This is a genomic window from Pseudomonas sp. GW823-FHT04A03 (assembly GCF_058796615.1).
In genome coordinates this window covers 1333169-1356205 of record NZ_JBXAIV010000001.1, presented here as the reverse complement: position 1 = coordinate 1356205, position 23037 = coordinate 1333169, and the positions used below count along the sequence as shown (strand labels likewise).

Below are 23037 nucleotides of genomic sequence, written 5' to 3'. Positions count from 1 at the left end.
GGACGCTCCGCGTCCCTTCCAGAGCTGGAACGCGGAGCGTCCCTTGAGGCATTCCCACGCAGAGCGTGGGAACGATCTATCTCAAGACTGTGAAATCAGACTCTGCCGACAATCCAGCACCAGCTTCGCCCCGCCCAGATCGCTGCGTCCCACCTCAAGACTGAACCCATGCAGGTTGACGATCGCCGCGACGATCGACAGTCCCAGGCCAAAACCATTCTGCAGTTGCCCGCCCTCGGCGCGGTAGAACCGCTGGAACACCGCTTCCCGTTCCGACTCGGGAATGCCGGGCCCGGAGTCGTGCACTTCGATCCGCGTATGCCCCGCATCATTGACCCCGCGCAACACCACCGTGCCACCGGCCGGGGTGAACTTGATCGAGTTGCTCAACAGGTTCGCCAGCGCTTCAAACAGCAACGCCCGATCACCGTTCAGCATCGGCAGGGTTTCCGGCATGTTCAGCTCGAAACGCAGCTCGTCGTCTTCGGCCAGCGGCAGATAGAACTCGTGCAATTCCTGCAGCAACAACACCGGATCGAGCTCGACAAACCCCGAACGTCGCTGACGATCTTCCAGTTCGGAAATCCTCAGCAACCCGCGAAACCGCGCCATCAGCGTATCGGCCTCGGCCAGCACCAGATCCAGTTGCGCCGCTTCCGGCGAGCCTTCGCCGGCCTGTTGTTGCATGCGATACAACTGCGCGCGCAAACGGGTCAGCGGGGTGCGCAGGTCATGGGCGATGTTGTCGCACACGCCTTTGACTTCATTCATCAAGCGCTCGATGCGATCGAGCATGGCGTTGACGATGGCGGCGAGCATGTCCAGCTCATCGCGGCGATTGGACAGCGGCAAACGATGGGTCAGGTCGCCGGCGACAATCGACTGGGCGCTGGCCTGGATCGCCCGGATCCGCCGCAGCGGTCGTCGACGCAGCAAATGCCAGCCGATGATCCCCGGCACAATCGTCAGCGACACGCCCCAGAGCAAGGCATGCAGAATGATCTTCGTCACCGCGAACAGCGAGCCGTTGTCGCGCACCAACACCAGCCAGCGGCCGTCGCGGGTCGGAGTGGCTACCGCGTCGCAGCTGTCGTTGGGCAGGGTCGGGTCGTCGGAGTCGGCGCATTCGCTGAGCATGTGGATCTTGCCGTCCAGCGGCAGGCCCTCGGGGATTTTCTGCAACGCGCCGCCGAGGTAGCGGTGCTGGGCATCAAACAGGCCGTAGGCGTCGATGCCGCGAATGTCGAAAGTCATGCTGGCGGCGAGCGCGTCTTCCAGCTGATCGCCGCGAAAGTGCGAAAACAGATGCTGACGTTGCATCAGCGAGTGCTTGGCCAAATTGTCGAGATAACCGGAAACCTCGAAGTACATGACCCCCATGAGGATCGCACTCCAGGCCACGAACAACGAACTGTACAGCGCCAGCAAGCGGCTGCTGGAGGAACGCCAACCGTCAGACGGGTTCGGCAATGACATAACCCGAGCCTCGCACCGTGCGGATCAGCGGGACATTGCCCGGCGGGTCGATCTTCTTGCGCAGGCGACCGATGTGCACATCGATCAGGTTGGTGCCGGGGTCGAAGTGATAACCCCAGACCTCTTCGAAAATCATCATCCGCGACAGGATCTGGCCGCTGTTGCGCATCAGGAATTCCAGCAACTTGTACTCGGTCGGCAGCAGCGTCAGCACCTGCTCTGCGCGGCGGGCTTCGTGGCTGATCAGATCAAGTTGCAGATCCGCCACCTGCAACGTGGTCGGCTGGGCGCCGTTGCTGTTCTGCCGACGCAGCAACACTTCGACCCGGGCGGCCATTTCATCGGTGGCGAACGGTTTGGTCAGGTAGTCATCGCCGCCGGCGCGCAATCCGCGCACGCGCTCGTCGACATCGGAGAGGGCGCTGATCATCAGGATCGGCGTCGCCACGCCCATGGTGCGCAGGGTGGTGACGATGGCCAGGCCATCAAGCTCCGGCAGCATGCGGTCGAGGGTGATCAGGTCGTAGTTGCCGCTGACAGCGCGGTCCAGGCCTTCACGGCCGTTGTCGACCCAGTCCACGTCGAGGCCGTGGCTGCTCAGTTCGGCGACAATTTCCCGGGCGGTCACGGCGTCGTCTTCGATGGTCAGGATGCGAGTCATGGTGGGCCTGCTGGTCTGTTCAAACGCAATGGCAGCATTTTGCCAAGATTTTGCGCGGGCGCTTTAAATTAACTTTCATGTTGTAGCGGATACAAAAGCTACGGCCGGGCTTTTGTGCCAATGCATAAAACCCGCTGTTATCGACCCGTTGTTGCAAATTGCATGGTCCTAGGAAGTTCAGTCTTTTTAAGCTGTTGAATCCAAACGATTTATTTAATGTTGGCGACTGGCACGGTCACTGCAATTCATCTGATGACGAGTTGTAACACCATTTTTCATGCCGGGAGCAGAACAACAATGAATAGATCCTCAGATGGGTTTTATCCTGCCTTCGAAGGCGAGTCGAGCAACGTCTCAGGAGTCTCTTGGGGCGCGATCTTCGCTGGGGCCGCAGCCGCTGCGGCGCTGTCGTTGATTCTGGTCCTGCTCGGTTTCGGTCTGGGCTTTTCCGCTGTTTCACCGTGGGCCGGGGAGGGCGTCAGCGCCAAGGGCCTGGGCATTTCAACGATCATCTGGCTGGCCGCCACACAAATCATCGCCTCGGGACTGGGTGGCTACATCGCCGGTCGCCTGCGGGTGAAATGGGCCAACATGCACGGTGACGAGGTGTATTTCCGCGACACCGCCCATGGCTTCCTCGCCTGGTGTGTGGCGACATTGGTCACCGCGACGCTGGTGGTCGGCTCGGTCAGCAGCATCGTCAGCGGTGGTGTGCAGGCCGGCGCAAGTGTCGCCGGTGGCGCAGCCAGTGCGATGACCCAGGCAGCCGGTACCACAGCGGCCAACACTGACAGCGATCAGTACGGCTACTTCGTCGACAGCCTGTTCCGCGATGACCGTCCCGCTGCCGTCAGCGATGACGCCGCCCGTGGCACCGTGACCCGGATCTTCGCCCAGAGCCTGGCCAACGGTCAGCTCAGCGCAGAAGACCGCACCTACCTCGCCCAACTGGTCGCCCAGCGTACCAACCTGACCCAGGCCGACGCCGAACGTCGGGTCGATGAAATCTACGCCCGCACCCAGAAGGCAATCGCCGACGCAAAAGTGAAAGCGCAACAAGCCGCCGACACCGCCGCCAAAGTCGCCGCCTGGACTTCGTTGTGGATGTTCATCGCGTTGCTGGCCGGTGCGTTCTTCGCCAGCCTCTCGGCCACCTTCGGCGGTCGCCGCCGGGATGCGGTCGAGTACGTCGAAGTCGAAACCTACACCACGACCACGCTGCCGCCAGTCCGTTAATCAAGGAGAACCACCATGCGCTCACTACTGCTGTTTTTCCTCGGCGTTCCAATCCCGATCATCATCCTGATCGCCCTGTTCGTGCACTGATTCCTTGAGGCACATGCCTTGGCCGCTTCCACCTTCGGGTTGAAGCGGCTTTTTGCTTTCTGCACGCGGCCGAGGGCACAGAACTGACCAGTCATTTCCATGGCCTGGATCAATATTCGTCGGCGCAATATCCCCTACCGTGAAATTTCCAGGCCCTTGCCGCTGGATCGACTACATTGCTTGCGCGCACTTTGCTGCGCGAGCGGAACCAACCTGCCGGCCCGATAGAGAGCGATAACCCCCACGAGCCGGCGAGGTGTAGTGCAGCAAGGAGCTGTTTCAACCTCACTTGAACTTTTCACGGATGATCATTGCAATGCACTGCCTAGAAAGAACCTTCGATATCCAGCCTTTGGCGCAGGCGGATATGACTGTCCACATCAACGGCCAGCCGGTCACCGCCGCCATCGGCGAAACCGTGCTCAGCGTCATTCAGTCCCTCGGCGTGCGCCAGGTCGCGCGCAACGATCACAACCAGGTCAGCGGTGCCTATTGCGGCATGGGCGTGTGCCAGTGCTGCCTGGTGAAAATCAACGGCCGGCACAAGCGCCGCGCCTGCCAGACCGTGGTGCGCGAGGGCATGCTGATCGAAACCCAGGCCAACCGTATTCATGGGCAGGAGGTGGTATGAGCCAGCATCCGGTGATCGTCGGCGGTGGCCCGGCGGGAATGGCCGCGGCCATCGAACTGGCCCTGCACGGGGTGCGTTGCACTTTGCTCGAAGAGGCCTCGCGTCTTGGTGGCGTGGTCTATCGCGGGCCGCTGCGCGACGGTGTGCAGCTGGATTATCTGGGGCCGCGCTATTCCGAGGCGCTGGGCAAACTGCACGGTGATTTTCAGGAGCAGTCCGGGCTGATCGACGTGCGCCTCAACCACCGCGTGGTTGGCGCCGAAGGCACGCGCTCGCTGGTGGTGCTGGACGGCGACGAGCGTCTGCACGAAATCGAATACCCGCAGTTGCTGCTGGCCGCCGGTTGCCACGAACGCAGCGTGCCGTTTCCCGGCTGGACCTTGCCCGGCGTGATTATGCTCGGCGGTCTGCAATTGCAGATCAAAAGCGGCGTGGTCAAACCGCAGGGCCCGGTGGTGATCGCCGGCACCGGACCGTTGCTGCCGCTGGTGGCAACCCAGCTGCACGCGTCGGGCGTGAGCGTGGCCGGCGTCTATGAGGCCTGCGCATTTGGCAAGATCGCCAAGGAAAGTCTGGCGCTGTTGAACAAGCCGCAGCTGTTTCTCGATGGCTTGAGCATGCTCGCGTATCTGAAACTGCACGGCATCCCGATGAACTACGGCTGGGGCGTGGTCGAAGCGCACGGCGAAGGCGAACTGAAAAGCGTCAGCGTGGCACCGTACTCGGCAACGTGGGAGCCGGACATGAGCCGCGTCGAACGCTTCGAGGCGAAGACCCTCGCGGTCGGCTACGGCTTCATTCCGCGCACGCAACTGAGTCAGCAGATGGGCCTGGATCACGGCTTCAGCGACGACGGTTACCTGCGCGCCAACGCCAACATCTGGCAGCAAAGCAACGAGCCCCACGTGCATCTGGCCGGTGATATGGGCGGGATTCGCGGCGGCGAAGCGGCGATGCTGGCCGGCAAGATCGCGGCGACCTCGATCCTGCTGCAACGCGGTGTGCTCGAAGAGGAGCTGGCGCGCGTCCGTCGCGACCGTTACCTGGGCAAACTCAAAGCCATCGTGCGTTTCCGTGCGGCGGTGGATCGCTACACCGAACGCGGCGTCGGGCAAACCGCGTTGCCGGCGGCCGACACGGTGATCTGCCGCTGCGAACACGCGACCCGCGCCGACATCGACCGCGCGCTGGAGCAGGGCGTGCAAGACATCGCCAGCCTGAAAATGCGCACCCGCGTGAGCATGGGCGACTGTCAGGGGCGGATGTGCGTCGGCTATTGCAGCGACCGCTTGCGACAGGCTACCGGGCGCAAGGATGTCGGCTGGTTGCGGCCGCGTTTCCCGATCGATCCGATTCCCTTTTCCGCGTTCCAGTCCCTCGGCACGGAGGCCGTTTCCCATGAGTAAGTTCTATGACGTGGTCATCGCCGGCGGCGGTGTGATTGGCGCGTCCATCGCCTATCAATTGTCCAAGCGCAAAGGCCTCAAGGTCGCGCTGATCGACGCCAAGCGTCCGGGCAACGCGACCCGCGCCTCGGCCGGTGGCTTGTGGGCGATTGGTGAGTCGGTGGGGCTGGGTTGCGGGGTGATTTTCTTCCGCATGATGTCGGCCAACCGCAAGCGCGAAACCCAGGGCGCGGCGGTGGCGGTGGACTCCAGCACGCCGCACATCCTGCCGCCGTCGTTCTTCGATTTTGCCTTGCAGTCCAACGCTCTGTACCCGGCGCTGCACCGCGAGTTGCGCGACAACCACGGGATGGATTTCAAGTTCGAAAAGACCGGGCTCAAATTTGTGATCTATGACGATGAAGACCGGTTGTACGCCGAGCACATCGTCGGCTGTATTCCGCACCTGGCTGACCAAGTGCGCTGGCTGGATCAGGCTGCACTGCGTGAGTCCGAGCCGAGTGTCAGTCATGAGGCTCGCGGGGCGCTGGAGTTTCTCTGCGACCATCAGGTCAGCCCGTTCCGCCTGGCCGACGCCTATACCGAAGGTGCCCGGCAAAATGGCGTGGACATGTACGTCAACACCAACATCACCGGCGTGCTGCATCACGGCTCGCGGGTGACCGGTGCGCAAACGGCCGAAGCCGGGGTGTTTCACTGCAAGACCCTGATCAACGCCGCTGGCGCCTGGGCGGCGGACTTGAGCGAGTGGGCCACGGGTATCCGGATTCCGGTGAAACCGGTGAAAGGCCAGATTCTGTTGACCGAGCGCCTGCCGAAAATCCTCAACGGTTGCCTGACCACCAGCGATTGCTACATGGCGCAGAAGGACAACGGCGAGATCCTGATCGGCAGCACCACCGAGGACAAGGGCTTCGACGTCAGCACCACCTGGCCGGAAATCGCCGGACTGGTGCAGGGCGCCGTGCGCTGCCTGCCGGAACTGGCGGACATCAACCTCAAGCGCACCTGGGCCGGGCTGCGGCCGGGCTCGCCGGATGAGTTGCCGATTCTCGGGCCGATGGCCGGGGTGGAGGGGTACCTGAACGCCTGCGGGCATTTCCGCACCGGGGTGCTGACGTCGGCGATCACCGGGGTGTTGCTGGACAAACTGGTCAACGATGAACCGCTGCCGCTGGACATCACGCCGTTTCTGGCGGACCGGTTTGAAGTGGTGCCGGCCAAAGAAGAGAGGGAGCTGGAGATCGCCTGAGCCTGCTGGCTCCCACTTGATCGTTCCCACGCTCTGCGTGGGAATGCAGCCCGGGACGCTCGGCGTCCCTTCCAGAGCTGGAACGCGGAGCGTCCCTTGAGGCATTCCCACGCGGAGCGTGGGAACGATCGGCAAGAACTCAGGACTTGCCCGATTGTTCTTCCAGTTGATCCGACTCGAACAACCGGGCCAGTTCCGCCCGTGCTTCCTGGGCGGTCTGCAGCACTTTGGCCGCGTCGTCGTACACCGCGTGTTGAGCCTCGAGCACCTGTTCGTCATGGTGCTTGAAGCGCTTGATCCGCGCATCGGCCTGGGCCTGGGTCAAGCCGAGGCCAACCAGGGTGCGACGGCTCATTTCCAGGCTTGAGTAATAGGTCTCCCGGATCGGATCGGCGCCGACATCCACCAGACGATGAACGTGCTGCCGGTTACGCGCCCGGGCGATGATCTTCATGTGCGGGTAGAGCTTGCGCACAATCTCGGCGGTCTTGATGTTGGTTTCCGGATCATCCGTGGCAATCACGAAATATTCCGCCTCACCGACCTTGGCCGCGCTGAGGATTTCCGGACGCATCGGATCACCGTAGAACACCGGCACACCACCAAAACTGCGCGACAGTTCGATGGTTTCCACCGAGGTGTCCAGCGCCACGAATTTGATGTTCTGCGCCCGCAGGATCCGCGCCACGATCTGGCCCATCCGGCCCATGCCGGCGATCACCACCCGTGGGGTTTCGGTTTCGATCTGGCGGAATTTCTCCGGCACCTCCACCGGCTGCACTTTCGGGCTGACCAATCGTGCGCAGATCAGCAGCAACAACGGCGTGACCGCCATCGACAGGGTGATGGTCAACACCAGCAAGTCATACAGACGCGGTTCGAACAGGCCCTGATCGCGACCAATCTTGAACACCACAAACGCGAATTCACCACCCGCCGCCAGCACGATGCCGAGGCGAATCGCGCTGACTTTGTTCAACCCGCCGGCCAGACGCCCGACCACAAACAGCAGCGGCAACTTCAGGGCAATCAACAACAGCGTCAGTCCCAGCACCGTGATCGGCGCACTGAGCAGCAGACTGAGGTTGGCGCCCATGCCGACGCTGATGAAAAACAGCCCGAGCAGCAGACCTTTGAACGGTTCGATCTGCGCTTCCAGCTCATGGCGATATTCAGAATCCGCCAGCAGCAACCCGGCAAGAAATGCGCCCAGTGCCATCGACACACCGACCATGTCCATCAGCCACGCCGTGCCGATCACCACCAGCAACGCGGTGGCGGTAGAGACTTCCGGCAGACCGGTTTTCGCCACCACGCGGAACACCGGACGCAACAGATAACGCCCGCCGACCACCACCACCGCAATACCGCCGAGCACCTGCAAACTGTGGCGCACGTCGTCGGCGGTGCTGGTGTGGTGATCGACGCCCGCGAGCATCGGCACCAGCGCGATCAGCGGGATCGCGGCGATGTCCTGAAACAGCAGAATCGCAAACGCCAGACGACCGTGGGGGCTGGTCAGTTCCTTGCGCTCGGCGAGACTTTGCAAGCCGAACGCGGTGGACGACAGCGCCAGTCCCAGGCCCAAGACAATCGCGCTGTTCAGCGGCTGGCCGAACACCGACAGCGCCAGCACACCAATCACCGAACCGGTCAGCAGCACCTGCGCCAGACCCACGCCAAACACCGATTTGCGCATCACCCACAAACGTCGCGGCGACAGCTCCAGACCGATGATGAACAACAGCAGCACCACGCCCAGCTCCGAGATATGGCTGACGCTTTGCGGATTACCGATCAGGCCCAGCACCGACGGGCCGATGATCACCCCGGCAAACAGGTAACCGAGCACCGCGCCCAGTTGCAGGCGCTTGGCCAGGGGAACGGTAAGCACGGCGGCCAGGAGAAAGACGACGGCGGCTTGCAACAGATTGCCTTCATGGGGCATGAGCGGAACTCCAGTAACGCGGTACGGCGGGGGGCGACAAGGATAAAGGCTGAAATGATTGCAGATCTACCGCACCGGCTGCTTGAGCAGATGTGCTTCTGTAATAATTTGCATCAATTGGTTACATTTATAGCCTCAGCGAATCAATTCCCTCGAGTCTTTAATGGCCATCAACTTCGACCTCAACGACCTGCAAGCCTTTCGCGCCGTGGTCGAGCAGGGCAGTTTCCGCAAGGCCGCCGACACCGTGCGCCTGTCGCAACCGGCCCTGAGCCGGCGCATCGAAAAGCTCGAAGACGCCCTCGGCGTGAAGCTGTTCGAACGCACCACGCGCAAGGTCAGCCTGACCCAGGCCGGACGCGGTTTCATGCCCAGCGTCGAACGTTTGCTGGACGATCTGGACGTGGCATTGCTGGGCATCAGCGAAGTCGCCTCGAACCGGCTCGGCCATGTCACGGTCGCTTGCGTGCCGTCGGCGGCGTACTACTTCATGCCGAGCGTGGTCGCCCGCTATCACCGGCAGTTCCCGCGAATCAAAGTCAAAGTCCTCGATTCCAGCGCCCACGACGTGCTGAGCGCGGTGGTCAACGGCGAGGCGGATTTCGGTCTGAGTTTCATGGGCACCCAAGAGGCGGGCGTGGATTTCGAGCCGCTGGTGCAGGAGAGTTACGTGGTCGCCTGTCGCCGCGATCATCCGCTGGCCGGGCGCAGCAGCGTGACCTGGGACGAGTTCTACCGGCAGGATTACATCTCCCTCGACAAGACCTCGGGCAACCGTTTTTTACTGGATCAGGCGCTGGCCAAAGTGGTGCCGCAGCGCCCGAGCATCTGCGAGACGCGGCATGTGACGACCATGATCGGTCTGGTGGAAGCGGGGTTGGGTGTGGCGGCGGTGCCGCTGATGGCGATGCCGGCGGCGGATCATCCGATTCTGACGCGGGTGCCGCTGACTGACCCGCAAGTGATGCGCAGCGTCGGCATCATCAAACGCCGGGGTCGTACGCTGACCCCGGCGGCACTGGAGCTGGAGCGGCTGGTGGTGGAAATGAAGGTCCAGCCGCCGACGGTCAGCGCTTGACCGAATCCAGCCCGGTGGCCTGCACGTCAGGCTGGGCGGCAGGCGCGGCCAGATAAGCGAGCAACGCCTTGGCCTCCTGCGGATGCTGCGCACCCACCGGAATCCCCGCAGCAAACCGCGTCACCGACTGCACCGATTCCGGAATCTTCGCCACAAAACTCACCCCCGGCACCGGCAGCAATTCGCTGACCTGCTGGAAGCCCAGCTGATAGTCGCCGGTCGCGACCACTGAGCCCACCGGGATTTTCGGGATCATCTTCGCCTTTGGTTTCAACTGATCTTCGATGCCGAGTTTCTTGAACAGTTGCTGCTCGAAGTACACGCCGCTGGCGCTGTCGGAGTAGGCCACCGACTGGGCGTCGAGCAGGGTTTTCTTCAGGGCGTCGACGTTGCTGATATCCGGTTTCGGCGCGCCTTCGCGCACCACCAGACCGATCCGCGAATCCGCTAACTCAACTCGCGAAGCCGGGTCGACCTTGCCTTGTTTGATCAGATCGTCGAGGGCGTAGCCGACCATGATCACCACGTCAGCCTGTTCGCCACGGGCGAGGCGATTGGGGATTGCTTCCGGGGCCTTGCCCATCGACGGGCCGAGGGTGGTATCGAGCGTGTTGCCGCTGTGCGCGGCGAATTTTGGGCCGAGGATTTTGTAGGCGGCAGTGAAGCCGCCGGAGGTCATCACCCGCAGTTCTTCGGCCTGGGCCACAACGTTGAACGCGAGGCCGGCGAGGAGGGCGGTAAGGGTCATCAGTTTTTTCATGGTGCTCTCCTCAGGCAGCGACAGGTTGCAGACGACCGCCCGCGCGGCGATACAGATACAGCGTCGCGCACAACGCACACAGCGCGCCGACGCTCATCCAGTAACCCGGCGCGGCCTTGTCGCCGGTGTACTGGATCAGGAAAGTCGACATCGCCGGGGTGAAGCCGCCGAACACCGCCGTCGCGAGGCTATAGGCGAGGGAGAAACCGGCTACTCGCACTTCCACCGGCATGATCTCGGTCAGCGCCGGAATCATCGCGCCGTTGTACAGGCCGTAGATAAACGACAGCCACAACAGCGACAGCAGCATGTGGCTGAAGCTTGGCGCCTGCACCAGATACGACAACGCCGGATACGTGGTGGCCAGGGCCAGCAACGACATGGCGATCAACACCGGACGCCGGCCGACACGATCGGACAACGCGCCGCCAATCGGCAGCCAGAAGAAGTTGGAAACACCCACCAGCAGAGTCACCAGCAACGCATCCGACGTGCTCAGGTGCAGCACGGTTTTGCCGAAGGTCGGCGCGTACACGGTGATCAAATAGAACGCGGTGGTGGTCAGGGCAACCATCAACATCCCGCCCAGCACCACGACCCAGTTCTGGCCGAGGGTACGGAACACTTCCTTCATGCTCGGGCGATGTTTGCGAGCGGCGAATTCTTCGGTTTCCGCCAAGTTACGACGCAGGATAAAGATGAATGGCACGATCATGCAGCCGACGAAAAACGGAATCCGCCAGCCCCAATCGGCGACCACGTCGGGCGCCATCCACTGGTTCAAGGCAAAGCCCAGCGCCGCGGCAACGATGATCGCAACCTGTTGGCTGGCCGACTGCCAGGCCGTGAAGAAGCCTTTACGGCCCGGTGTTGCGATCTCCGAGAGATACACCGAAACGCCGCCCAGTTCAGCACCGGCCGAGAAGCCTTGCAGCAAGCGCCCGACCAGCACCAGCGCGGGGGCGAACAGACCGATGGTTTCGTATCCGGGCACCAGCACAATCAAAATCGTGCCGCTGGCCATGATCGACAGAGTAACGATCAAACCTTTGCGACGCCCGACGTCATCGATGTACGCACCGAGCACAATGGCCCCCAGCGGACGCATCAAAAAGCCTGCGCCGAACACCGCGAACGTCATCATCAGGGAAGCGAACTCACTGCTCGCCGGAAAGAACACCGCCGCGATCTGCGTGGCATAGAAACCGAACAGAAAGAAGTCGAACTGTTCGAGGAAGTTACCCGAGGTCACCCGGAAAATGGCGCCGGCCCGCGAGCCGCCGTGTGGGATTGAGGCTGTCATCGAAAAATACTCCACCGCTTTTATGACGTGCGCGACGGGGAGGCGGCGCACGGTTCTTATTGGGGCGGATAGTGGCGCAGGGGGATCGATCTGTTAATTGCATAGTTGGCATGGATTGATGTTGGAAGTGGATCAATCCTTCGCATGTCTTGTTCAGAGAACGGCATCCGCCGCTGCGGCTACCGGTGTTTGCGTTCGCGCATCGTGTACTTGTCCTGTAGCCAGCAACGGCGGCAATGGACAATCAAGCAAATCTGCCAGAGCGCGGAAAAGTTCTGCTTCAGCCACCGTGATGACGCCATCGTGCAACACGCAGCGAGTCATGGCATCGAGCAGGGCGGGACGCTCTTCCGGCATGAGATGACGCAGGCGTTTGATTGCGCTTTCCAGTCCGGCCAGATCTTCCAGCTCAGGGCGCACCTCTTGCGGCTGCTCGAACGGCAAACCGTTCCAGGCATGTTCAAGCGCCTGTGCTGCCGCTTGAGGGTTTTCCTGTCCGGCGCGGGTCAATGCATGCAATAGCACCATCAGTTCTTCGGCGCATTGGAACAGGCCGAACTTGAATTGCACAGGCGTTGCCCCCTCGACATTGCGTTCGATGATGCGCAGCAGCGTCCACTCCAGCAATTCAGTTTCGTTGTCCGCCTCGACCAGCAGATTCAGGTTGCGCTTCATGGCTGCAAGCGGCTTTTTACCCAGCTCTTTCAAGCAGGGAATCGCCAGATCGATCAGCGGCAATCGCAGTCCAGGGTTAAGTGTCGACAGCGGTTCACGCAGCAGACTCAGGGTGTTGAATACGTTGTCGTCGATTTCCGACTGGAGTAAATCCAGTTGCACGGCCTGCAGGGAGGGCAGACGTGACAGCAGCAAACCATACACGATGGCTTGGGCTCCCTCCGGGCTGTGGGCCGCGGTTTTGAGCGGCTGCGCGATGTCTCGCAGCATCTTGCGAGCTTGATCAAGGTGTGCGGATTGCGGCGTGCCAATGGTTTCGATTGAACCCTGGAGGGCGTTTACATCGTAGAGAACAGCCATTGCGTCCGTCGGTACATCGCTGAACGCATCGGTCACCGGGGTTGCCGGCACAGGTTCTGTATGGGGTTGCACGGGCGCCGCTATTTTTGTGAAAGTGCCATCCCACTCTGCATCGACCCGGCGAATTCGCTCGCTCAGATCCGGATGGCTCGCCATCAAACCGTCGCCCATCGACGAAGTGCTCGAGCCGAAATACAGGTGGCTGAATTCAGCGGCGTGCGCGGAATTGATCGACGCTCCCAATGGATAGCCGCCAATTTTTTTCAGCGCACCGGCAATGCTTTGTGGGTTGCGGGTGTATTGCACGGCTGTGGCGTCGGCCAGAAACTCGCGTTGTCGACCGATCGCAGCCTTGATCAGATTGCCGAAGAACGTGCCTGCCAATCCCACGACACACAACACGAAACCGAACAGCATCGGCAACGCGACAAACCGGCTGCGCTCGGCCGGTGTTTTGCGAACGTTATCCATGCCCCGCAGGATGTAGCTGCCCGTCAGGCCAAGAACCAGAATGCCGTGGACGATGGCCACCAGTCGCGTATTCAGGCGCATGTCGCCGTTATAAATGTGGCTGAACTCATGGGCGATCACACCTTGCAGCTCTTCACGGGTCAGCAGGTTGATCGCGCCTTGCGTCACCCCGATCACGGCGTCCTGCGGTGTAAGTCCGGCGGCGAACGCATTGATGCCCAGATCCGGAAGCAAGTACACCGAAGGGACTACGGTGCCGGAGGCGAGGGCCATTTCCTCGACGACATTGAGTAAACGACGTTCTTCCAGAGTTTGCGCACTGTGGTTGATCAGACGGCCGCCCAGACGCCGCGCAATCACCTTGCCGCCTGCAGACAACTCTGAATGTTTGGACAGGCTGGCCAGTAGCACGATGCTGATCACGACAGCTGAAACAATCGAGAACAGTCGCCTGTCCAGTTCCAGATCCAGCAGGACCTTGCCATTACCATCCTCGACCGGAATGGTCATCAGCACGCAGGAAACGAGGATCAGGCTCAGTACTGCAAAAAACATCAAAATCACGAGCAGCACTGTACGGCGTTTTGCCTGGCGCTGTTGTTCAAAAAAATTCATTGGGCCATCCGTTGGCTGGGGTTGGAATAAACTGCTCAGGCCGTCTTCAGGTGGACGCGACAACGGCTTTTACCGCCTGATCAGGAGTGCTCGATGCAGCCACTGTCGTAAAGCTCCCGTCCCACTGCGGATCTATTCGACGAATCCGCACGCTCAGATCAGGGTGGGTCGCAAACATCCGGCTCAGCCAACCTGATCCTCCTGTGCTGAAGAACAAATGACTGAATTCGGCGGCACGGGGGGAGTTGATGACGGAGCCTTGTTTATGGGCGCCGATTTTTTTCAGGGCGCCGACAATGCTTTGCGGATTGCGCGTGTACTGCACCGCGCTCGCATCGGCGAGGAATTCACGCTGGCGACTGACAGCCGCCTTGATCAAATTCCCATAGAGATTTCCGATAAATCCGGCCACGCACAGCGCGAAACCGAGCGCAAAAACCACCAGCATCAGGCGCACGTCGCGTTTGTCGCGCTTGAGCAGGCTGGCCAGTATGTAAGTGCCAGCCAGCCCCAGCACCAACAGGCCGTGCACCACTGCCACCAGTTGCGTGTTGAGGCGCATGTCACCGTTGAAGATGTGGCTGAATTCGTGGGCGATCACCCCTTGCAGTTCTTCTCGGGTCAGCAGCTTCACCGCGCCACGGGTCACACCAATGGCCGCGTCCTCTGGCTTAAATCCAGCCGCGAAGGCGTTGATGCTTTCATCCGGCAACAGATACACCGCTGGCACGCGGGTGCCGGAGGCAATCGCCATTTCTTCGACGACGTTCATCAACCGCTGCTCGTCCAGGGTTCGCACATTGCCATTGAGCAGGCGGCCACCCAGTTTCTCCGCGACGACCTTGCCGCCCGCGCGCAGCTGCCGATATTTCAGCAGCCCGCCAATCACCACGATGCTGCTGATGAACGATGCGATAACGGCCATTGCCAGAAACGCGTCCGTCAGCGTGCCAGTGCCGCTCAGGTAATCCTCAAAACCATTGAAGACGAAGGGCAGGCTGGTCATCCCGATCAGCATGACAATCGCCAGAATCATCATGAACACCAGCCGTTGCGTCTGGTTTCGGGCCTGGGTCTGTCGTTCAAAAAAGTTCATCGGGCCATCCATGGAGAGCAGCAATCAGAAAGAAACGTTGGGCGCGGTCTTGATGGCCAGCGTATCGGCAAACTTCAACGGAACCGCATCCTCGCGATGGCCAAAACTGGCCGCCAGCAACACCGCCGGAAAGCTCTGCTTGAGCGTGTTGTAGGCCATCACCGCGTCGTTGAACGCTTGACGCGCGAAGCTCACCTTGTTTTCGGTGCTGCTCAGCTCTTCGCTCAGTTGTTGCATGTTCTGCGAGGCCTTGAGTTCCGGATACGCCTCCAGCGTCAGGTTCAATCGACCCACCGCGCTGCTGAGTGCGCTGTCTGCCAACCCCAAGTGCGCGATGTTCTGAGCGCTGCCCGGTTTCGCCTGTGCAGCCTCAAGTCCGGCCACGGCGGCATTGCGCGCGGCGATCACCGCTTCAAGGGTTTCGCGCTCATGGGCCAGATAACCCTTGGCGATGCTGACCAGATTGGGGATCAGGTCATAGCGGCGCTTGAGCTGCACTTCGACCTGGGCAAATGCGTTCTTGATCTCGTTGCGCCGGGCAACAAGCTTGTTGAAGAGACTGACAGCGTAGAGCCCCAGCAGCGCCAGCAACACCAGATTGACGATGAGATAGATTTTCACGGTGATGTCCTTGTTCACTCTGTGGGGGGCGCGCGATCTTATCGCAAATGGATGTCGTTGACTGTATTCGCCCGGTGGCAGACGAGCCCGGATCGTGTTCCGGGGCGCGACTACAATCTCCGATTCAGCTTCATCAAAAAACAAGGAATGATTCCAGAGCCCCGCAGTCGGAGTTCAGGTATCACACATTTCAGGAGGTTCACCGATGAACAACAAGACCCTAATCGCCAGCCTGGCCCTCGTCGCCGGCATCGCCGGGATCAGCCCTCTCGTTCAAGCGGCGCAAACCTCGAACAGCACCGTCGAACATTCCCCCATCGACGGCCGCGAACTGCAAGTCAACGACCGCGCCCCGGACATTTATCAGCGCAGCGAAAAAGCCCTGACCAACTGGAAACAGAAAGGCCTCAAGCAACCGGAGCCGCAGGCGCAGTGGGTGCAGATCAATGACAAGTACGTGATGGTGATGATTACCAACGGGACGATTGTGGCGATTCAGCCGGTGGAGCGCTGACCTCAAGCAACAATTGGCCATGGACGGTCGATTGCATTCGAGCGCCGTTCCGGTAAAACGCGAGGGGCGTTTCGAGTGACTGGATGTCAGGAGCACTAGGTTGGAAAAGAAACCCCTTTACCGCAAAGAAAACACGACCACCCATAACGTCCGCCGCAACAATCCCGGCGGGCATTACCGGTATCAGCGAAACACCAAGGCTGAAATTCACAGCGAGGCTACACGCGGCTCGATGCACGGGATCCAGCACCGTGGCTTCGATTACACGCCCTTGTTTCGCTTTTTGCTGTCGCGTGTCGGCGGTGATTGGGACGAGATTTTCAGTGAGGCCGTGTCGCGGCTGGATCGGCAGGAGCCGGTGTTCTGGATGGTCGCTGTGCTTGAAGGTGACCGGAAAGAAATAGTGCGGCTCGGTGAGTCGAGTTACTTCAATGGCTTGTATGTCGATGAACAGAAGCGCCTGCAAATCGTCAATCCCGCCCTGAAAGCCGAAGACATGACGCCCGACTGCCAGTGCTGCACGCATACCTTCAATGGCGTTGTATTCGGTACGCCCGAGCGCTGAAATTCAATCAGCCCGGCCATGACTCAGCGCCTGCCCGCCGCCCAATCGATACTGATTGTTCCCACTGCGCTTGGCCTCATACATCGCCAGATCCGCAATGTGCAGCAAACGATCCATGGTCGGTGCGTGGTCCGGGAATACGGCGACGCCGAGGCTGGTGCCGATGTGGCGTTGTTCGTTGCCGATGGGGATTGGCGGGGACAGTTCGATGAAGATTTTCTGGCAGATGCTGCGCGCTTCGTCCTGCAGGTTCAGGCCGGGGGCGAGGCCTTGCAAGATGACCACGAATTCGTCGCCGCCGATCCGCGCGACGGTGTCGCTGACCCGCAGGATGCGTTTCAGGCGCGTGGCAGTGGTGATCAACACGCGGTCGCCGGCGGCGTGACCGTAGCGGTCGTTGATCGCTTTGAAACCGTTGAGATCGATGAACACCAGCGCCACCCGCGTCTCGGTCGCGCGCGCATGTTCCAGTGCTTCCGATAGCCGTTCTTCCAGCACCAGCCGATTCGGCAGGCCGGTCAGCGGGTCGAAATGAGCGAGGTGCTGGAGGTAGCTGGCCGAGGCCTTTTCTTCGGTGATGTCGCGTACCACGCCCATCATCTTGATCACCGCGTCGTGATCGTTGCGCACCACATTGCCGGTTTCCCGCAGCCAGCGAATCGTGCCATCGGGCCAGACCACGCGGTATTCCTCATCGTGGTTTTCGCCGGTCTCAAGACATCGCAATTCCCCGGCGCGCACACGGGCGCGGTCGTCGGGGTGTACGCAGGAACAGAACAGAGCGTAGGAGGGCGTCACTTCGCCGATCTTGAACCCGAACATGCCGAAGATCGCGTCCGACCAGTAGAGCCGGTCAGTGTCGACTTCCCAGTCCCAGGTGCCGATCCGGGCGAAATACTGGCTGCGCTTGAAACGGTCGGCATCGCCATCCTGACGGATGTTCTGGCCCTCGGCGGCGCGGGTGAGCAGTTCGCGATACTCGGCGAGTTGCTGACGAAGTGCGCGCACTCGGCGGATCAGAGCGGCGATCACGACCATCAGCACAACGACAATGGCGAAGCTGATCCAGAGTTGAGTCATTCAAGCGTCGCTGACATGGCGTATCGATCCGGGAGTGATGGCGTGTCGCTATCTTAATTCACGGCCAACGCCGGAAACAGCGGCAACCTTGGGTCAAACGGTTGCCAATGGCCGGCATTTCTGGGAAAACGGCGGCCAGCGGAACAATAGAGCGAATGTTATGAATGATGAACTGCAGATAATCGATCTTCAGCCCGGTGACGGAAAAGCCGCCGTCAAAGGCGCGTTGATCACCACCCAATACACCGGTTGGCTGGAAGACGGCACCGAATTCGATTCGTCCTGGAGCAGGGGCAAGCCGTTTCAGTGCGTGATCGGCACGGGCCGGGTTATCAAGGGATGGGATCAGGGGATTATGGGGATGCAGGTTGGCGGCAAGCGCAAACTGCTGGTGCCGGCGCATTTGGGTTACGGCGAGCGCACGATGGGCAAGATTCCGCCGAATTCGAATCTGGTGTTCGAGATTGAGTTGCTTGAGGTTTTGACGCGGGAGGATTGATTGCCCGTTTCATCGCTGAAGTCATAAAACCCGCTGTCTCCCTTCACGGAGGCAGCGGGTTTTTTCTTGCCTTGTGCCCTAGGTGTTACGCAGCCATCGCCATCTCATCCAGCGTCGCGGCTACCGTGCCGGTCAGGCTTGGAAATCTGCGTTTTACGCTGGTGAGTGCCGGCAGCAAGCGGTTGCGGTCCAGTTCGCCATGGTCACGGGCGAGTTGGGCGAGGGCGGTGAGTGCGGCGCTGACGATGGATTTTCGTTCGCTCTCGAGCAGTAGCAGACAGGCCTTTTGGGCCCATTGGCTGTCTTTCTCGTTGAGGCCGATGGAGATCAGGGCGGCGACGATGTGTGCATCGGATTTGCTTTCCATGGGTGTTCCTCAGGTCGTGGCATCGAGAGTGTCCAGCGCCCGGTTCACCGCCAGTTCGCCACACATCACCACTTGGGCGATGCCCAGCACTGTGCTGCGGTAGGGCGGGTCCAGCAGCGCGGCGAAGTCGCTGAGCATCACGTTGGCCGAAGTCATCGATTCGCAGGCGTGGGTCAGCAGGGCGTGCTGATCCAGGTCGGGTGCGACGAGGAACATGCGGCCGGGGCAGTGTTGTTTCGGGGCGGTGGGTTTCAGGTAATGGTCGAGGGCGCGCTCGGCGGCTTCGTGGAGTTTTTTTGAGTCGGTGGAGGAGTAGGGCGAAGTCGGGTCGGACTCGTTGGGTACGTCTGTTTCGGGTGGATCGGGAACGTATTTGAACATTCGGGAAAGCCTCAAAGTGATGCCGACACCACCTCGCGACTAAACGAATAGGTGGCAGCTGTACGCAGGTTAGTCGACCGGCGACTTCCCAAAACCGGCGCACCCGAGGGTGCCCTGCACACAGCCGCCATAGAGTGCAGATGAAGGTCACCTGACTGTCTGGAGCACATGTAAAGTTTTGAGAAATCATCGAGCGACTAAACCCGTTCACTGACCATTCAGTGATGCGAATCAAGTTACCGACGCCCTCAAAACCGCACAAGCCGGCGGATTCTGGCGTAGTTGTAGGCAAAGGCGCAAGGCGATGTAGCCTCTCGGATGACGGCAAAATGATGCTTCATTTTTCAGTCCGCCATCGCGAGCAAGCTCGCTCCCACAAGGGTTCTGCGTCGGCTTATCAGGTGTGCTGGCTCGCGAATTTCTGCTTTGTGATACCAAATGTCAGATAAGCCAATTCAAACTTGATTTATATCGGTTTCGATATAGTCTGCTGGTATGTGATCGCTGCCATTCCTTGCAACACACCTCCGCTACACGATTCCGTCCGGGCTATTACGCTTTTCCTTCCAACACAGGAGAAGCCAATGCCAAGACACAAGGACGTGGTATTTGTCGGGAGTGCGCTCAAGGATCTGAGAGCTTTTCCCCTCGATGCTCGCAGAGCTGCAGGATTCCAATTGGATCTGTTGCAGCAGGGTGACGAACCCTTCGACTGGCGCCCCATGAAAACCGTCGGACGGGGCGTCAATGAAATCAGAATCACCGAGGATTCAGGAGCGTTTCGAGTGTTTTACGTGGTCAACCGGCCTGACGCGATTTACGTGTTGCACGCCCTGCAAAAGACCACCCGCAAAACCGAGACGCGAGACATAGAACTGGCACGCGCCAGATACCAGGAAATAGGTTAAACCATGAAGGATCATCAAAACCCGTCCCAGCGTTTCTCAAGCATCTGGGACGCGCTGGAAGACACACCGCAAGAGGCGGCCAACATGCGTCTGCGGGCCAAGCTGATGCGCACGCTTTGCGAAACCATTCGTGCATGGGAGCTTCCCCAGAAAGAGGCGGCCAAGCGTCTCGGCATCACTCAGCCGCGCCTCAATGACGTACTCAACGGCAAAATCGACAAGTTCTCGCTGGATGCGCTTGTCAATCTGTCGGCCGCCGCAAAACTGGAAGTAGACCTCTGTTTCCAGTTGCCTGGGTCCCTGGAATGGGCCACCTGATGATTGATTGCTGCAGTGCTTAAGTCTGCATCTCGCTGAACATCGGAATTCTCCCATTCAGCGAAGGCCGGTAGTGCCATGCGAATCGTCTCGGATCAATGTCGTGGGCAAGGATTTCAGAAAGCGTGGCGCTTGCGATCGTCATCGCCAGCATCTGTCCGGGACATTGATGCCGACCGCTGCCGAACGTGAAGCTGCGGCGATTCGGGCGATCCGGCATAAAGCGATCCGGGTTTTCATTGAGTGCCGGGTCGCGATTGGCCGAGGCCAGCAACACCAGAATCACGTCGCCTGCTTCCAGCCGCACGCCGTCGATTTCACAGCTGTTCGCCACAAATCGTCGGGTGTTCTGTACCGATGGATCGAAGCGTTGGACTTCAGCGAGCAACGAATCCACTGACGCCGCGCGTAACTCAGGCTGACGCTGTAAAGCCACCAACGCATTGCCGATAAGCCCGGCGGTGGCCTCGAATGTCTGCGAACAGAGGCCGATCAGGTTGGCGAGCAGCACGTCCTCATCGCCGACAAAACGCTGTTGGATGTCGGCGAGAAACGGGGTCGGATCCGCCAGCAATTCGATGAAGTATCCGCGCAATTGCTCCGCCGCCCGATGGGCTGCCGCCAGTTGCAGGTCATTGCTCAGCGGCGACAGGCACGCCGCGAAGTCCGCCGTCAGTTCACTGATGACCCGCGCCTGTGCCGGGGTGAATCCGAGCAGCGATGCAACCACGCACACCGGGCCGCGAAACATTGCTTTATAGAGGCCGTCGGCATCGTTCGTTATCAGCCGCGCGGACACCAGAGCGCTGATTTCTTCCCGATCAAACAGCCCCAACGACGGCTCAATAGCCGAACGCGGGCAGCGCTGAGCTTCGCCGTCATTCATACGCATCAAAAGGCCAAACACCTTGCCCGCCATGCCATCGACGATGGCCTTGGGCACCGGTTCCTGCACCGGGCGCACCCGGCAATCCGGATGCGCCAGCACCGCGCAAACCGCCCGGGCGGTGCTGGCGACCCACAGTTTCAGTCCGTGATGAAAAGTCAGCCCGCCCGCCGCGCGCAGTTCGGCGTAATAGGGGTAGGGATCGGCGTGAGTCGCAGCGATGATCGGGTCCATGGATCGCAACCTTGTCGGTGGGGAAAGTGTTGCTACTATCTCCAGTCCTTGAGGGCGATGATTCGTCCGGGAGCGAAATATGCACGCAGAACACCAAGACATCGGCGTCTCGCAAGTGGCCGCCGCCATCGCGGAACCGGCGCGAACCAAAATGCTGTGCTCGCTGATGGACGGCCACGCCCGCACCGCCACGGAGCTGGCGACCCTCGCCGACGTCAGCGCCTCGACCGCCAGTGCGCACCTGGCCAAGCTCAAGGATTTGGCGCTGGTGCGCCTGCACGTGCAGGGCCGCCACCGTTATTACAGCCTCGCCGACAAGCGCGTGGCCCAGGCGCTGGAGGCGCTGATGGTAATCGGCCAGAACCCCGCGCCGACCTTCAAACCGCACACGCCGGATCGCCTGCAATTCGCCCGAACCTGCTACGACCATATGGCCGGGACGCTTGCGGTGTTGTTGCATGACCGCTTGCTTGAAGCGGGATGGCTGGTAGAAACCGACGAGCAGGTTTATCGCCTCAGTGACAGCGGGGAGGCGTTGTTTGAAGGGCTGGGCATTGAGGTCAAGGATTTGTCGACGATGCGCCGCCGCTTTGCCTGCCCGTGTCTGGATTGGAGCATGCGTCGGCCGCATCTGGGCGGTTCGCTCGGGGCGGCGTTATTGCAGGCTGCGTTGAAGCGCAAATGGGTGACGCAGGATCTGGACAGTCGGGCGCTGACGTTGACGGTGCACGGGCGCCGAGAATTTGCGTCGCGCTGGGGTCTGGTTTTGCCCGAGTCCGGGCGGGATTCGTCAGGTCGCCGGCTGACGGATCCCACGCCGGGATCGTTGCATGCGCGTTAGCTCAAGGTGTAGCCGCTATCGACTACCCAGTCCTGACCGATGACGCCGCGTGCGCCATTGCCCAACTGGAAAAGAATGACGTCGGCCACTGCCGCAGGTTCGAGGAATTGTCCGCCCAATAGTCGTTTGTTGACGCCTTGGGCCACGTCCCCGAGCGCTTCGTCACTCAGGCCCAATGTTGACCAGATCGGCGTTGCGGTCGGGCCGGGGGAGACGCAATTGATGCGCACGCCGTGGGGCGCCAGCTCGACCGCAAGGGTTCGGGCATAGGCGATCAATGCCGCTTTTGACGCGATGTAGGCAGCCAGTCCCGCGAAACTGATTTGGGCCAGAAAGGTACCGATGAACACCACTGACGCCTTGTCTGCAAGGTGCGGGCGCAGGGCGGCCAACGTGTTCAGGGCACCGGCGCCGTTCACTGCCCATTGGCGATCGAACGCCGAGCTGTCGAGCCCGTCAGCGAGCTCCGCAATACCGGCGTTAGGTACTACGAAATTCACCGGACCGAGGCGTGCAGCCTGTTCGGCGAAAGCGTTCAGGTCGGAGGCATGAGTGACATCGCCGGGTTGCCAGACCAGTTGCTGCGGATACCGCTCAAGCAGTTCGGCCAGCCCGCCGAGCTTTCGCGACATGGCCAACACGCGTGCGCCTTGATTGAGCAGGCGCTCCGTAGCGGCCAGGCCTATGCCCGAACTGGCACCGGTGATGACGGCAAGCTTGCCCTGAAAAACTTGTCCCATGTTCGACTCCCGTTTTTGGTCTTCA

24 protein-coding genes are annotated in these 23037 nt (G+C 60.7%); 11 read left to right on the top strand and 13 right to left on the bottom strand.

Going from position 1 to position 23037, the window contains the following annotated elements:
• Positions 1–81: 81 nt before the first annotated feature.
• Positions 82–1476 carry a sensor histidine kinase gene (locus AC1Q9F_RS05855; RefSeq protein WP_492618684.1) on the bottom strand — a complete coding sequence of 465 codons (1395 nt, stop codon included), beginning with the start codon at positions 1474–1476 and terminating at the stop codon, positions 82–84.
• A complete protein-coding gene (locus AC1Q9F_RS05850; protein WP_007952956.1) occupies positions 1454–2137 on the bottom strand; it encodes a response regulator transcription factor in 684 nt (227 codons plus the stop codon). The genes AC1Q9F_RS05855 and AC1Q9F_RS05850 overlap by 23 nt, the downstream gene beginning before the upstream one ends.
• A 297-nt stretch (positions 2138–2434) precedes the next feature.
• Between AC1Q9F_RS05850 and AC1Q9F_RS05845 the strand changes: the two genes are divergently transcribed.
• The 4 genes from AC1Q9F_RS05845 (at position 2435) to hcnC (ending at position 6752) form a co-directional block, all read left to right on the top strand.
• Positions 2435–3373, top strand: coding sequence for a hypothetical protein (locus AC1Q9F_RS05845; RefSeq protein WP_492618685.1), 939 nt, complete (start codon positions 2435–2437; stop codon positions 3371–3373).
• Positions 3374–3779: 406 nt separating this feature from the next.
• Positions 3780–4094, top strand: a complete 315-nt coding sequence (gene hcnA, locus AC1Q9F_RS05840) for a cyanide-forming glycine dehydrogenase subunit HcnA (protein ID WP_262195684.1) — start codon at positions 3780–3782, stop codon at positions 4092–4094.
• A complete protein-coding gene (gene hcnB, locus AC1Q9F_RS05835; protein WP_492618686.1) occupies positions 4091–5500 on the top strand; it encodes a cyanide-forming glycine dehydrogenase subunit HcnB in 1410 nt (469 codons plus the stop codon). The genes hcnA and hcnB overlap by 4 nt, the downstream gene beginning before the upstream one ends.
• Positions 5493–6752, top strand: coding sequence for a cyanide-forming glycine dehydrogenase subunit HcnC (gene hcnC / locus AC1Q9F_RS05830; protein ID WP_492618687.1), 1260 nt, complete (start codon positions 5493–5495; stop codon positions 6750–6752). Before hcnB ends, hcnC begins: the two co-directional genes overlap by 8 nt.
• 139 nt (positions 6753–6891) lie before the next feature.
• On the opposite strand, the gene AC1Q9F_RS05825 is transcribed toward hcnC, so the two are convergent.
• Positions 6892–8700, bottom strand: coding sequence for a monovalent cation:proton antiporter-2 (CPA2) family protein (locus tag AC1Q9F_RS05825; protein WP_007952948.1), 1809 nt, complete (start codon positions 8698–8700; stop codon positions 6892–6894).
• 163 nt (positions 8701–8863) lie between these two features.
• Between AC1Q9F_RS05825 and AC1Q9F_RS05820 the strand changes: the two genes are divergently transcribed.
• A complete protein-coding gene (locus AC1Q9F_RS05820) occupies positions 8864–9778 on the top strand; it encodes a LysR family transcriptional regulator (protein WP_179694482.1) in 915 nt (304 codons plus the stop codon).
• On the opposite strand, the gene AC1Q9F_RS05815 is transcribed toward AC1Q9F_RS05820, so the two are convergent.
• The 5 genes from AC1Q9F_RS05815 to AC1Q9F_RS05795 form a co-directional block, all read right to left on the bottom strand.
• The gene (locus tag AC1Q9F_RS05815) at positions 9768–10538 is read right to left on the bottom strand and encodes a substrate-binding domain-containing protein (protein WP_492618688.1); all 771 of its coding nucleotides are present in this window, start codon (positions 10536–10538) and stop codon (positions 9768–9770) included. The genes AC1Q9F_RS05820 and AC1Q9F_RS05815 overlap by 11 nt on opposite strands.
• 10 nt (positions 10539–10548) lie before the next feature.
• Positions 10549–11841: an MFS transporter gene (locus AC1Q9F_RS05810; protein WP_492618689.1), complete on the bottom strand. Its 1293-nt coding sequence runs from the start codon at positions 11839–11841 to the stop codon at positions 10549–10551.
• A 153-nt stretch (positions 11842–11994) separates the two neighbouring features.
• Positions 11995–14025: a M48 family metallopeptidase gene (locus tag AC1Q9F_RS05805; protein ID WP_492618690.1), complete on the bottom strand. Its 2031-nt coding sequence runs from the start codon at positions 14023–14025 to the stop codon at positions 11995–11997.
• The gene (locus AC1Q9F_RS05800) at positions 14009–15058 is read right to left on the bottom strand and encodes a M48 family metallopeptidase (RefSeq protein ID WP_492618691.1); all 1050 of its coding nucleotides are present in this window, start codon (positions 15056–15058) and stop codon (positions 14009–14011) included. Before AC1Q9F_RS05800 ends, AC1Q9F_RS05805 begins: the two co-directional genes overlap by 17 nt.
• Before the next feature lie 24 nt (positions 15059–15082).
• On the bottom strand, positions 15083–15679 hold the full coding sequence (locus AC1Q9F_RS05795; protein ID WP_115079973.1) for a LemA family protein: 597 nt from the start codon (positions 15677–15679) through the stop codon (positions 15083–15085).
• Positions 15680–15884: 205 nt separating this feature from the next.
• Here AC1Q9F_RS05795 and AC1Q9F_RS05790 point away from each other — a divergent pair, with 205 nt between their 5' ends.
• Complete coding sequence (locus AC1Q9F_RS05790; RefSeq protein ID WP_492618692.1) at positions 15885–16193, top strand: RcnB family protein; 309 nt, start codon at positions 15885–15887, stop codon at positions 16191–16193.
• 100 nt (positions 16194–16293) lie between these two features.
• A complete protein-coding gene (locus AC1Q9F_RS05785) occupies positions 16294–16758 on the top strand; it encodes a hypothetical protein (protein WP_207983165.1) in 465 nt (154 codons plus the stop codon).
• A gap of 3 nt (positions 16759–16761) precedes the next feature.
• On the opposite strand, the gene AC1Q9F_RS05780 is transcribed toward AC1Q9F_RS05785, so the two are convergent.
• On the bottom strand, positions 16762–17838 hold the full coding sequence (locus AC1Q9F_RS05780) for a diguanylate cyclase domain-containing protein (protein ID WP_492618693.1): 1077 nt from the start codon (positions 17836–17838) through the stop codon (positions 16762–16764).
• A gap of 160 nt (positions 17839–17998) precedes the next feature.
• Between AC1Q9F_RS05780 and AC1Q9F_RS05775 the strand changes: the two genes are divergently transcribed.
• Positions 17999–18337, top strand: coding sequence for an FKBP-type peptidyl-prolyl cis-trans isomerase (locus AC1Q9F_RS05775; protein ID WP_007952931.1), 339 nt, complete (start codon positions 17999–18001; stop codon positions 18335–18337).
• 85 nt (positions 18338–18422) lie between these two features.
• Here AC1Q9F_RS05775 and AC1Q9F_RS05770 read toward each other — a convergent pair whose 3' ends face one another.
• Together AC1Q9F_RS05770 and AC1Q9F_RS05765 are read right to left on the bottom strand one after the other, a co-directional pair.
• Positions 18423–18704, bottom strand: a complete 282-nt coding sequence (locus AC1Q9F_RS05770; protein WP_085687523.1) for a hypothetical protein — start codon at positions 18702–18704, stop codon at positions 18423–18425.
• A 9-nt stretch (positions 18705–18713) separates the two neighbouring features.
• Positions 18714–19085: a DUF6124 family protein gene (locus AC1Q9F_RS05765; protein WP_492618694.1), complete on the bottom strand. Its 372-nt coding sequence runs from the start codon at positions 19083–19085 to the stop codon at positions 18714–18716.
• A gap of 584 nt (positions 19086–19669) precedes the next feature.
• On the opposite strand from AC1Q9F_RS05765, the gene AC1Q9F_RS05760 reads away from it, so the two are divergent.
• Together AC1Q9F_RS05760 and AC1Q9F_RS05755 are read left to right on the top strand one after the other, a co-directional pair.
• Entirely contained in the window at positions 19670–19993 is a 324-nt protein-coding gene (locus AC1Q9F_RS05760) for a type II toxin-antitoxin system RelE/ParE family toxin (protein WP_065258430.1), read from the top strand.
• 3 nt (positions 19994–19996) lie between these two features.
• Complete coding sequence (locus AC1Q9F_RS05755; protein ID WP_492618695.1) at positions 19997–20311, top strand: helix-turn-helix domain-containing protein; 315 nt, start codon at positions 19997–19999, stop codon at positions 20309–20311.
• A gap of 19 nt (positions 20312–20330) precedes the next feature.
• Here the strand turns inward: AC1Q9F_RS05755 and AC1Q9F_RS05750 are convergent, their stop codons facing one another.
• Positions 20331–21431: a cytochrome P450 gene (locus AC1Q9F_RS05750; protein WP_492618696.1), complete on the bottom strand. Its 1101-nt coding sequence runs from the start codon at positions 21429–21431 to the stop codon at positions 20331–20333.
• Positions 21432–21510: 79 nt separating this feature from the next.
• On the opposite strand from AC1Q9F_RS05750, the gene AC1Q9F_RS05745 reads away from it, so the two are divergent.
• Positions 21511–22272, top strand: a complete 762-nt coding sequence (locus AC1Q9F_RS05745) for an ArsR/SmtB family transcription factor (protein ID WP_492618697.1) — start codon at positions 21511–21513, stop codon at positions 22270–22272.
• Here AC1Q9F_RS05745 and AC1Q9F_RS05740 read toward each other — a convergent pair.
• Entirely contained in the window at positions 22269–23012 is a 744-nt protein-coding gene (locus AC1Q9F_RS05740; RefSeq protein ID WP_492618698.1) for an SDR family NAD(P)-dependent oxidoreductase, read from the bottom strand. The genes AC1Q9F_RS05745 and AC1Q9F_RS05740 overlap by 4 nt on opposite strands.
• Positions 23013–23037: the final 25 nt, after the last annotated feature.

Excerpts from the sequence above, each read along its gene's own strand:
- AC1Q9F_RS05775 (WP_007952931.1), top strand. The coding sequence starts at position 17,999 with ATGAATGATGAACTGCAGATAATCGATCTTCAGCCCGGTGACGGAAAA.
- AC1Q9F_RS05800 (WP_492618691.1), bottom strand. The coding sequence starts at position 15,058 with ATGAACTTTTTTGAACGACAGACCCAGGCCCGAAACCAGACGCAACGG.
- AC1Q9F_RS05740 (WP_492618698.1), bottom strand. The coding sequence starts at position 23,012 with ATGGGACAAGTTTTTCAGGGCAAGCTTGCCGTCATCACCGGTGCCAGT.
- AC1Q9F_RS05825 (WP_007952948.1), bottom strand. The coding sequence starts at position 8,700 with ATGCCCCATGAAGGCAATCTGTTGCAAGCCGCCGTCGTCTTTCTCCTG.
- AC1Q9F_RS05810 (WP_492618689.1), bottom strand. The coding sequence starts at position 11,841 with ATGACAGCCTCAATCCCACACGGCGGCTCGCGGGCCGGCGCCATTTTC.
- AC1Q9F_RS05755 (WP_492618695.1), top strand. The coding sequence starts at position 19,997 with ATGAAGGATCATCAAAACCCGTCCCAGCGTTTCTCAAGCATCTGGGAC.
- AC1Q9F_RS05780 (WP_492618693.1), bottom strand. The coding sequence starts at position 17,838 with ATGACTCAACTCTGGATCAGCTTCGCCATTGTCGTTGTGCTGATGGTC.
- AC1Q9F_RS05765 (WP_492618694.1), bottom strand. The coding sequence starts at position 19,085 with ATGTTCAAATACGTTCCCGATCCACCCGAAACAGACGTACCCAACGAG.
- hcnC (WP_492618687.1), top strand. The coding sequence starts at position 5,493 with ATGAGTAAGTTCTATGACGTGGTCATCGCCGGCGGCGGTGTGATTGGC.
- AC1Q9F_RS05815 (WP_492618688.1), bottom strand. The coding sequence starts at position 10,538 with ATGAAAAAACTGATGACCCTTACCGCCCTCCTCGCCGGCCTCGCGTTC.
- AC1Q9F_RS05820 (WP_179694482.1), top strand. The coding sequence starts at position 8,864 with ATGGCCATCAACTTCGACCTCAACGACCTGCAAGCCTTTCGCGCCGTG.
- AC1Q9F_RS05745 (WP_492618697.1), top strand. The coding sequence starts at position 21,511 with ATGCACGCAGAACACCAAGACATCGGCGTCTCGCAAGTGGCCGCCGCC.
- AC1Q9F_RS05750 (WP_492618696.1), bottom strand. The coding sequence starts at position 21,431 with ATGGACCCGATCATCGCTGCGACTCACGCCGATCCCTACCCCTATTAC.
- AC1Q9F_RS05845 (WP_492618685.1), top strand. The coding sequence starts at position 2,435 with ATGAATAGATCCTCAGATGGGTTTTATCCTGCCTTCGAAGGCGAGTCG.
- AC1Q9F_RS05770 (WP_085687523.1), bottom strand. The coding sequence starts at position 18,704 with ATGGAAAGCAAATCCGATGCACACATCGTCGCCGCCCTGATCTCCATC.
- AC1Q9F_RS05855 (WP_492618684.1), bottom strand. The coding sequence starts at position 1,476 with ATGTCATTGCCGAACCCGTCTGACGGTTGGCGTTCCTCCAGCAGCCGC.
- AC1Q9F_RS05760 (WP_065258430.1), top strand. The coding sequence starts at position 19,670 with ATGCCAAGACACAAGGACGTGGTATTTGTCGGGAGTGCGCTCAAGGAT.
- AC1Q9F_RS05850 (WP_007952956.1), bottom strand. The coding sequence starts at position 2,137 with ATGACTCGCATCCTGACCATCGAAGACGACGCCGTGACCGCCCGGGAA.
- hcnA (WP_262195684.1), top strand. The coding sequence starts at position 3,780 with ATGCACTGCCTAGAAAGAACCTTCGATATCCAGCCTTTGGCGCAGGCG.
- hcnB (WP_492618686.1), top strand. The coding sequence starts at position 4,091 with ATGAGCCAGCATCCGGTGATCGTCGGCGGTGGCCCGGCGGGAATGGCC.
- AC1Q9F_RS05790 (WP_492618692.1), top strand. The coding sequence starts at position 15,885 with ATGAACAACAAGACCCTAATCGCCAGCCTGGCCCTCGTCGCCGGCATC.